Annotated in this window: 6 protein-coding genes; 5 read left to right on the top strand and 1 reads right to left on the bottom strand. The window is 60.7% G+C overall.

Features of this window, described 5'->3' with window-relative positions; translation table 11 throughout:
• The first annotated feature begins 100 nt into the window (after window positions 1-100).
• The 3 genes from NW863_RS03250 to NW863_RS03240 all read left to right on the top strand — a co-directional run bounded on the left by NW863_RS03250 (window position 101) and on the right by NW863_RS03240 (window position 3,695).
• The gene (locus NW863_RS03250; protein ID WP_414364356.1) at window positions 101-1,939 is read left to right on the top strand and encodes a hypothetical protein; all 1,839 of its coding nucleotides are present in this window, start codon (window positions 101-103) and stop codon (window positions 1,937-1,939) included.
• Window positions 1,933-2,928 carry an alpha-E domain-containing protein gene (locus NW863_RS03245; RefSeq protein WP_414335413.1) on the top strand — a complete coding sequence of 332 codons (996 nt, stop codon included), beginning with the start codon at window positions 1,933-1,935 and terminating at the stop codon, window positions 2,926-2,928. The genes NW863_RS03250 and NW863_RS03245 overlap by 7 nt, the downstream gene beginning before the upstream one ends.
• Window positions 2,929-3,143: 215 nt before the next feature.
• Window positions 3,144-3,695: a gamma carbonic anhydrase family protein gene (locus NW863_RS03240; RefSeq protein ID WP_414347985.1), complete on the top strand. Its 552-nt coding sequence runs from the start codon at window positions 3,144-3,146 to the stop codon at window positions 3,693-3,695.
• A gap of 9 nt (window positions 3,696-3,704) precedes the next feature.
• Here the strand turns inward: NW863_RS03240 and NW863_RS03235 are convergent, their stop codons facing one another.
• Window positions 3,705-5,165: a circularly permuted type 2 ATP-grasp protein gene (locus NW863_RS03235; RefSeq protein ID WP_414335409.1), complete on the bottom strand. Its 1,461-nt coding sequence runs from the start codon at window positions 5,163-5,165 to the stop codon at window positions 3,705-3,707.
• Between the two features lie 199 nt (window positions 5,166-5,364).
• Between NW863_RS03235 and NW863_RS03230 the strand changes: the two genes are divergently transcribed.
• Window positions 5,365-6,129 carry a gamma-glutamyl-gamma-aminobutyrate hydrolase family protein gene (locus NW863_RS03230; RefSeq protein WP_414364354.1) on the top strand — a complete coding sequence of 255 codons (765 nt, stop codon included), beginning with the start codon at window positions 5,365-5,367 and terminating at the stop codon, window positions 6,127-6,129.
• A gap of 102 nt (window positions 6,130-6,231) precedes the next feature.
• The gene (locus NW863_RS03225; protein ID WP_414364352.1) at window positions 6,232-7,296 is read left to right on the top strand and encodes an SBBP repeat-containing protein; all 1,065 of its coding nucleotides are present in this window, start codon (window positions 6,232-6,234) and stop codon (window positions 7,294-7,296) included.
• Window positions 7,297-7,586: the final 290 nt, after the last annotated feature.

Raw genomic sequence — 7,586 nt, 5'->3', positions numbered from 1 at the left:
TTGGAAAAGGCGATGGTGATCGAGAATATCCGCCTGTTGCGCAAGTATGGGGGAAGTTCCGGGCCTTCTGGGTTCGATCAGAATAGACCGTCCCAGTGAGATGTTGAAGAGGTTGCACCAACCGGGAGGGCTTATCGGGATCGCGCTGCTGGCCGGGGTGCTGGCACTGCTCTGGCCAATGCTGCAGCGGGGCTACCCCATCACCCATTCCACCCACTTCAATCTCAATTGGGCCTTCCAGTATCAGCGCCAGTTTTTCGGCGGGCAGTTTTACCCCCGCTGGCTGGAGTATTCCAACTTTGGCTATGGCAACCCCACCTTTGCCTTCTATCCGCCCCTGTGTATGGTGGCCACCCTGCCCTTTCGAGCCCTGGGGCTGGACATGCTCGGCTCTTTGGTGGCCAGCATGGGCCTAGCGATGGCGGTCTTTGGGCTGGGGCTGTACCTTCTGCTGCGGCAGGTGCTTCCTTGGGCTTTGGCGTTGGTCTTGGCCCTGCTGAGCATGGCCGGCCCCTACTGGCTGGTGGATATCTACCAACGGGGAGCCATAGGGGAAGTGTGGGCCATTGCCGTCTCCCCCTGGGTTTTCTGGGCCTCGCTGCAGACGATCTGCCGGTTGCAGGCCCTTTGGCCGGTTGCGGCTTTGGCCCTGAGCTACGGCCTGCTGGCGCTGTCCCACCTGCCCACCTTGCTGGTGTTGACCCTGATTTGGCTGCCTCTGCCTTGGGTGGTGGGGGGAAGGGATCCCTTCTGGCCCAGGGTGGGGCGCTGCTACCTGGGGTTTGGGCTGGGGCTGGGGTGGACGGCGTTTTATCTGCTGTCGGCCTTCTGGGATCAGCGGCATGTCCAGGTGGATTTTGTCAACTTTACCGAGGAGTATACGCCCCACCATCGCCTGATGGTGAGCGGGCTCATGCAGCTGAAGCCGCGCTGGACAGAGCACTGGTTTGAGAGCAACCTGGTGGGGTACTGGGTTTGGATGGCGGCGGTTCTGGGAGGGGTTGGGATCCTGGTTTTTCTAGAATGGCTGGCCCGCCGGTCGGGGAGGAGTTTCTCCTGCCAGGAAAGTGGTGCTGCCGAATCTCTTGCCAGAGCCACCCTGCTCTACAGCTTGGGAGCCAGCCTGGTGGCGCTGCTGATGATGACGGATCTGCTGGCTTGGCTCTACGAGTGGGTTTTGCCCCTGCGGCGGATTCAGTTCTCCTGGCGCTGGATGGCGGTGACGGCGGTAACCGTGCCTTGGCTAGTGGGATCTCTAGCTGGGTGGGGATGGGGGCACAAGCGCTGGCGGCTCCCTTTGCTGGTGGGGCTCGGCCTGGCCATGGCAGTCCAAACCTGGCAGGGCTTGCAACTGGTGTCCAAAGCCGGCTTTGATCCGCCGCTTGTCCAAACTTTTCAAGAACTCGCTGCAGCCAAGCAGTTCCCCAACGAGCCCCAGGAGCGGCCGGGCATTGCTTTCTTGCACATGCACTGGCGCTTTCCCGATGGGCTGGCGCTGGTGGATGCGCTGGAATACCGGCCCCGCCAGGTGACGCTGCCCATGCCGCCCCCACAGGTGGATCCGCTGCTGCAGTGGCAAGGCGAGGTAGAGGATCCGGCGGCGCGGCTCCAGGTGGAAGAGTGGCGCTACGGCTACCGTCGCTTTCGGGCGCTTAACCCCACCGGTCAGGAGCAAGCTGTAGTCTTGCGCACGTTTTACTACCCCGCTTGGCGGGTACAAATTGATGGATGGTTCAGAGCTGCTGAATACAACGAGCCAGGGCTGTTGCAAGTGCGGATCCCGCCGGGGGAGCACCGCGTGGAGGTGCGCTACTTGGGCACGGCGGCGGACTGGCTGGGCTGGATCCTGACCGGCGTGGCAGGAGTGCTGCTGGTGGAGCTGCGGCGGCTGCTCCGTCTGTTGGGGTTGAGGACAACAGAGGAGGCAACACCATGTTGAGTCGCGTGGCCGATTCCATCTACTGGCTCAACCGCTACGTGGAGCGGGCCGAGAACATTGCCCGTTTTATCGATGTCAACCTAAACCTCATCCTCGACTCACCTAGTGGCACAGCTCAGCAATGGGATCCCATCATCTCCACCACTGGGGATCAGGAGCTGTTTTACCAGCGCTACGGCCAGGCGACCCAGGAAACGGTGATCCAGTTTCTGGCTTTTGATAGGGATTATCCCAACTCGATTTTTTCCTGCTTGCGGCTGGCACGGGAAAATGCCCGTTCTGTGCGGGAGATCATTTCTTCGGAAATGTGGGAGCGGGTGAATCGCTTCTACTTAATGGTGAAGGAAGCTGCTCAACAGTGGCCGCATCTGAGCCAGCTCCACGATTTCTTCACGGAAGTCAAGCTGGCCAGCCATCTCTTTGCTGGGGTGATGGATGCCACCATGACCCACGGGGAGGGGTGGCACTTTGGACAAATCGGCCGCCTTTTGGAACGGGCCGACAAAACGGCTCGCATTCTGGATGTTAAGTATTTTATTTTGCTGCCTTCTGTACAGGATGTGGGCACGCCCCTGGATGAATTGCAGTGGATTGCTCTCCTAAAGTCGGCCAGCGCTTATGAAATGTATCGAAAATACAGCCGCCAACACCGCATTAACCCTAGAGAGGTGGCCTCTTTCCTGATTTTGGATCGGCAATTTCCCCGCTCCATTCAGTTTTGTCTCATTCACGCCGATCGCTCCCTACACCAGATTACTGGAACCCCTGCTGATACTTGGCGGGATCCCAGTGAGCGGGCTTTGGGACGGCTGCGCTCTGAGCTGGATTATCTCACCATTGACGATATTATGGAGCAGGGCTTACACGAATTTCTCGACAAGTTGCAATTGCAAATGAATTACGTTGGCGATTGCATCTACGAAAGTTTCTTTGCCATTCGCCCTTTGCAGACGGCTGACCCCCCTCTGCTCCTGCAGCGCCAAGCTTAGCTGAAACCCCTCACCCCCAGCCCCTCTTCCAAAGGGATAGCCCAAGCGCTCCGCGCCGCTCACGCGACCACCCCCAGCCCCTCTCCCTTTGGGAGAGGGGGGTTAATCTCTTTCACGGCTGTTGTATGCTTGCATCTGGTCAGCTGCCGGGGCAAAGGCGGTGCAGAGCACTGGGGAAGCCGGGAATTGCCGCACCGTTACTGGCGGTAGGATTGATGGAAGTTGTTGCTGGTTGGAGAGTGGGGTTGGAGCAGCAGCCGCGAGGGATCGACCAGGCAGCCTTTGTGGCCGCCAATGCCACGCTGATTGGTGATGTGCAGCTCTCGGAAGGGGTGAGCATCTGGTACGGGGCCATTTTGCGAGGGGATCTGTCGCCGATTGTGATTGGCCGCCGCAGCAACATTCAAGACGGGGCGATCCTGCACGGGGATCCGGAGCAGCCGACCTGCATCGGCGAGGAGGTCACTGTCGGCCATCGGGCCGTCATCCACAGCGCCCACATCGAGGCGGGATCCCTGGTGGGGATTGGGGCCGTCATCCTCAATAGAGTCACCATCGGGGCGGGCAGCATGGTCGGGGCTGGAGCGGTGGTCACCCGCTCGCTGCCGCCCCGCTCTTTGGCAGTCGGGATCCCGGCCAAGGTCATCCGCACCCTGACAGACCAAGAGGTGGAGCAGTTGCGCCGCCACGCCGAGCACTATGTGGATTTGGCGCTGCAACACGCCCGTCGTTTCGCCAGATGGCCGGGCCCTGCTGCTCCGGCCTAAGCCTACCCCTCAGCAGCGGGGATCCCCGCAGAGCACCCAGGTATCTTTGCTGCCGCCCCCTTGGGAGGAGTTGACCACTAGGGATCCCTTTTTGAGGGCCACGCGGGTTAGGCCGCCGGGATGAACGTAGATCTCTTTGCCGTAGAGAATGTAGGGCCGCAGATCCACATGGCAGGGCTCCAGCCTCAGCCCCTCTCCCCAATCCACGAGGGTGGGCACGCGGGAAAGACACACGACGGGCTGGGCGATGTAGTTGCGGGGCTGGGCGCGGATTTTCTCGGCAAAAGCGGCCCGCTCCTCCGGTGTGGCCCGCGGTCCCATCAGCATGCCGTAACCGCCCGACTCATTGGCCGCCTTCACCACCAACTTGTCCAGGTTCTCCAGCACATAAGCTTGATCCTTGGGATCCCAACACAAGTAGGTGGGCACATTGGGCAAAATCGCTTCTTCTCCCAGGTAGTAGCGGATCATCTGGGGCACATAGGCGTAGATGACCTTATCGTCTGCCACTCCTGTCCCCAAGGCATTGGCAATTGCCAGCCGACCCGAGCGATAGACCTCAAACAGGCCGGGTACCCCCAAGAGGGAATCGGGGCGAAAGACCAGCGGATCGATGAAGTCATCGTCGATGCGGCGGTAGATTACATCCACCCGTTGCAGGCCCTTGGTGGTGCGCATCTGCAAATAGCCATCGGCCACCACCAAATCCCGTCCTTCCACCAGCTCCACCCCCATCTGCTGGGCCAGAAAAGAATGCTCGAAGTAGGCGGAGTTGTAGATGCCGGGGGTGAGCACCACCACTGTCGGGTTGGCCAGGTGCGGCGGCGTCAGATTGAGGAGGGTATCCAACAAGTGGCTGGGGTAGTCGTCCACCGGGCGGATCCCCATCGTGTTAAACAGCGAGGGAAAGGTGCTTTTCATCACCCGCCGGTTTTCCAGCACATAGGAAATGCCCGAGGGGCAGCGCAGGTTGTCTTCCAGCACGTACCAAGTCCCGTCCCGATCCCGCACCAGGTCGGTGCCGGTGACGTGGCACCAAATTCTCCCCGGCGGGTTGAGCCCAATACAAGGCCGCAGGAATCCTTTGGCCGTCTCGACCAGCTCAGCAGGGATCACCCCATCCTTGAGGATCTTCTGGTCGTGATAGACGTCGTCGATAAACAGGTTCAGGGCATGGATGCGCTGCTTCAGGCCCTGCTCCAGCCGCTGCCACTCAGAGGCTGAGACGATGCGGGGAATGATGTCGAAGGGGAAAATCCGCTCCGTGCCCTGGCTGTCGCCATAGACGTTGAAGGTTACCCCCATCTGAAAGAGGGCTGCCTGGGCCGCCGCTTGCCGCTGCTGCAGCTCTCCTTCTCCCAGCGAATGCAGGCGCTCAATCAGCGGGATCGCCTCAGGGCGAGGCCGACCGCGCCCCACAAACAGCTCATCGTAAAAACCTTCACCTGGGTCATAAGTATCAAAACGCACGTCGGGATCCCTCGAACCCTACCCTGTTTTACTGTGGGCGGCTCTGGATTTGCCTAGTGTGCTTCCGGCTACTTTTACGGTTATCGTGGTGGAAGTTAGGACAGGGGGTATACCGGTTGCCCCCAGTCAGCCAGAGTTGTCAAGGTTTATGGTGGCGAGCGGTACTTTCTCAGCTTTGTTGTCAATGTAGTGTAGAGAAATGAAGCGGACACCCTCTTTTGTAAATCGGCCCCTCATCGGCGTTACTACCCCCAGCCGCAACGGCCAGGGAGATTTTGTGGCGCCGGGCCGCTATGTGGATGCCCTTCGCGCTGCTGGCGGGATCCCCGTTCTTTTTCCCCCAGGCGAAAGTGAGCCACAAGCGCTGCTGGCTGCGGTAGATGGGCTGGTGTTGACAGGAGGCGGCGACCTTTGCCCCAGCACCTACGGAGAGGATCCCCAACATCCCCAGGTGCGTCACGTCAGCGCCGAGCGGGATCGCTTTGAGATGGCCTTGGCGGCAGCCGCCCTGGCGCAAGGGATCCCGGTCTTGGGCATTTGTCGAGGGATGCAGTTGCTGAACGTGGTCAGCGGCGGCAAGCTGATCCCCCATGTGCCCGACGTGTACGACGAGCTGGATCATTTCAACCCCGCCGATCGCAAGCCCGTTCGCCACAGCGTCAGCCTCATCCGCTCCACCCGCCTGCAGCAAATTGTCGGCGTCGACGCAATCTCCGTAGTCTCTTGGCACCACCAGGCTGTTTGGGGGGTGCCGGCGGGCTGGCGTTTGGCTGCCTGTTCTCCCGACGAGCTCATCGAGGCCATCGAGCACGAAACCCATCCCTGGGCCATTGCCGTGCAGTGGCACCCCGAGTTCACCTTTGAAGAGGCTGAGCATTTTCGCCTGTTTCAGGCCTTTGTGCAGGCAGCGCTGCAGTTTTCGCCGCGCCTGGCCAGCCCTGAAGCAATGCCTCAGGTTGCCTAGGGATCCTGTGCTGCTGCTGGAGAAGAGGCGGGGGCTTATCCCTCGCGATAGCCAGGGGAGAGCCCTTGCTATGCTTTGCCCAGTGCCCCCAAAAGAGGGCCTATGAGCAGGAGACAGGCACTGGCTAGAGCAGTTCTGGGTGTCTTAGCTTTTTTCGGTTTAGGTTTTGGCTGTAGTCCCAGCCCTTGGCTGCGCCAGTTTGGTACCCCTTCCTCTGACGAGGCTCGCGCCATCGCAATTGATGGAAAGGGAAATATTTGGGTGGCGGGGGTAACGGAGGGAAGCTTTTTGGGCCAAAGCTCGGCAGGGGGTGGCGATGGTTTCTTGCGCAAGTACAATGCCTGGGGCCGAGAGCTCTGGACACGGCAGTTGGGCACCCCTGCTTTAGACGAAGTTGTGGCGGTGGCAGTGGACAGGAGAGGGAACACCTGGGTGGCAGGAGTGACCTACGGCGCTTTCCCTGGCTACAGCAATGCCGGCGCAAAAGACATCTTCCTGCGTAAGCACGATCCCCAGGGTCGGGAGCTCTGGATGCAGCAGTTGGGCGGTGCTGAGCCTGACCAGGTCACTGCCATTGCCGTGGATGGCAAGGGCAATGTCTGGGTAGCCGGAAATAGCGGAGGCAAGAGCTTTGTGCGCCAATACAACGCTGACGGCAAACCGCTCTGGGTCCGCGAGCTAGGGGCCCAGGTCACTGCCCTGGCCGCCGATGGGGCAGGAAATCTCTGGATAGCCGGATTCGTCCGCGACCGCACAAGGGCTGGCAGCTTTGTCGGCCAGTATGATCCCAGCGGCAACCAGGTTTGGCTGCGCCAGTTTTCCAACAAAGGGGGCGACGGCACTCTTGCCATCGCTGTGGGAGAGGAGGGAAATGTTTGGGTGGCGGGCTATACCCAGGAGGCTCCTGCTGGCCAGGCCTTGCTCCAGGGGTACAGTGTCTTTGTGCGGCAGTATGATCCCTACGGCAACGAGCTCTGGAGCCGCCAATGGGACGGCGCGCAAGGGGAGCGCCCTCTGGCCATTGCCGTGGATAGGCTCGGAAGGGTCTGGGTGGCAGGATCCACCCAGGGGATCCCTGCAAGTCGCAGCGATGCCTTTGTCCGCCTCTACGATACCAACGGCGGCGAGCTCTGGCGCCACCAGTTCGGCAGCGCCGACTTCGACTAGATCCAGGCCATGGCGCTAGACCAAGAGGGCACCCTCGGGGTGGCAGGCGTAACCTGGGGATCCCTCGCCGGAGAGCCCCATGCTGGTCTGAAAGATGTCTTTGTGCTCAAGTACGGCCGTTAGATTGACACTCCCACCGCCTCAAGGCGTAGGGTTCTCACGTAGTTCAAACAGGCGCTGTCAAGACGCCTCTAGACAGTCCCCTCAGGAAAAGCCCTGCTCGCGTCAGCAGGACGGCGTCCTCTCGCGTCTCGGACGCCTGCACCAGTCGGGTTTTTCACCGTGATTAG

This window comes from Synechococcus sp. B60.1 (assembly GCF_047462555.1).
Lineage (GTDB): Bacteria > Cyanobacteriota > Cyanobacteriia > Thermostichales > Thermostichaceae > Thermostichus.
Note: the sequence above shows the minus strand (reverse complement) of the source record. Positions and strands in the feature narration are given on the sequence as shown.

Excerpts from the sequence above, each read along its gene's own strand:
- NW863_RS03250 (WP_414364356.1), top strand. The coding sequence starts at position 101 with ATGTTGAAGAGGTTGCACCAACCGGGAGGGCTTATCGGGATCGCGCTG.
- NW863_RS03245 (WP_414335413.1), top strand. The coding sequence starts at position 1,933 with ATGTTGAGTCGCGTGGCCGATTCCATCTACTGGCTCAACCGCTACGTG.
- NW863_RS03240 (WP_414347985.1), top strand. The coding sequence starts at position 3,144 with ATGGAAGTTGTTGCTGGTTGGAGAGTGGGGTTGGAGCAGCAGCCGCGA.
- NW863_RS03230 (WP_414364354.1), top strand. The coding sequence starts at position 5,365 with ATGAAGCGGACACCCTCTTTTGTAAATCGGCCCCTCATCGGCGTTACT.
- NW863_RS03225 (WP_414364352.1), top strand. The coding sequence starts at position 6,232 with ATGAGCAGGAGACAGGCACTGGCTAGAGCAGTTCTGGGTGTCTTAGCT.